General features: G+C 68.2%; 1 protein-coding gene. It reads left to right on the top strand.

Annotated elements, in window-relative coordinates; genetic code table 11:
* Window positions 1–80: 80 nt before the first annotated feature.
* Window positions 81–972, top strand: an 892-nt coding sequence (locus KRR26_RS36530; RefSeq protein WP_328707288.1) for a condensation domain-containing protein, incomplete at its 3' end; no start/stop codon positions are given.

Raw genomic sequence — 972 nt, 5'->3', positions numbered from 1 at the left:
TCGACCGTCCCGCCCTCCCGGCCCCCGAGGCCACTGATGCGGCAGTCGCTGCGTACAGACCTCCGAGCACGCTGACCGAAGTGAAGCTGGCTCGACTCTGGTCCGAGTTGCTCAATCAAGAGCGGATCGGCGCCGAGGACGACTTCTTCGCGCTCGGCGGTCACTCGTTGCGCGCCACGCAGCTCGTGTCACGGATCCGTGCGCAGTTCCGCGTGGACCTGCCCCTGCGCGCGGTGTTCGAGGCCACGACGCTGACCGCACTCGCTCGACGCATTGACGAGGCGAGCCACGAAGCACGAGGCTCCGATGCGCCGGTCTTGGCTCCCGTGTCGCGCGGGCAGCCCCTGCCGCTGTCGTTCGCGCAGCAGCGCCTGTGGTTCCTGGATCAACTCCAGCCCGGCACCACCGCGTACAACATGCCCAGCGCGCTGCGGCTGGAGGGCACGCTGGACGTGGACGCCCTGGAGCGTGCCTTCTCCGACCTGATCCGCCGCCACGAGTCCCTGCGCACCACGTTCTCCTCGGGAGAGGGCGAGCCGATTCAGCTCATCGCGCCGCCCACGCCGTTCCAGCTCGATCGCATCGACCTGTCCGCTCGCGAGGACCGCGAGGACGAGTCGCTCCGACTCGCGGAAGCAGAGACAACCCTTCCCTTCGAGCTGGCCACCGGGCCACTGGTGCGAGCTCGACTCCTCAAGCTCGCGCCGCAGCAGCACGTGCTGCTCGTGACGATGCACCACATCGTCTCCGACGGTTGGTCCATGGGCGTGCTCGTCCGCGAGTTGATCGCCTTCTACCGAGCGCACATCGAAGGCCGTTCGTCACCACTCCCCGAGCTTCCGATTCAGTACGCGGACTACGCGGTGTGGCAGCGGCAGTGGCTGCGCGACGGCGTCCTCGACGCTCAGCTCGCCTACTGGAAGCAGCAGCTCGCTGACGCTCCCGCCCTCCTTGAGTTGCCCACCGACAGGC

It is taken from the genome of Citreicoccus inhibens (assembly GCF_019039035.1).
GTDB classification, from domain to species: domain Bacteria; phylum Myxococcota; class Myxococcia; order Myxococcales; family Myxococcaceae; genus Citreicoccus; species Citreicoccus inhibens.
Note: the sequence above shows the minus strand (reverse complement) of the source record. Positions and strands in the feature narration are given on the sequence as shown.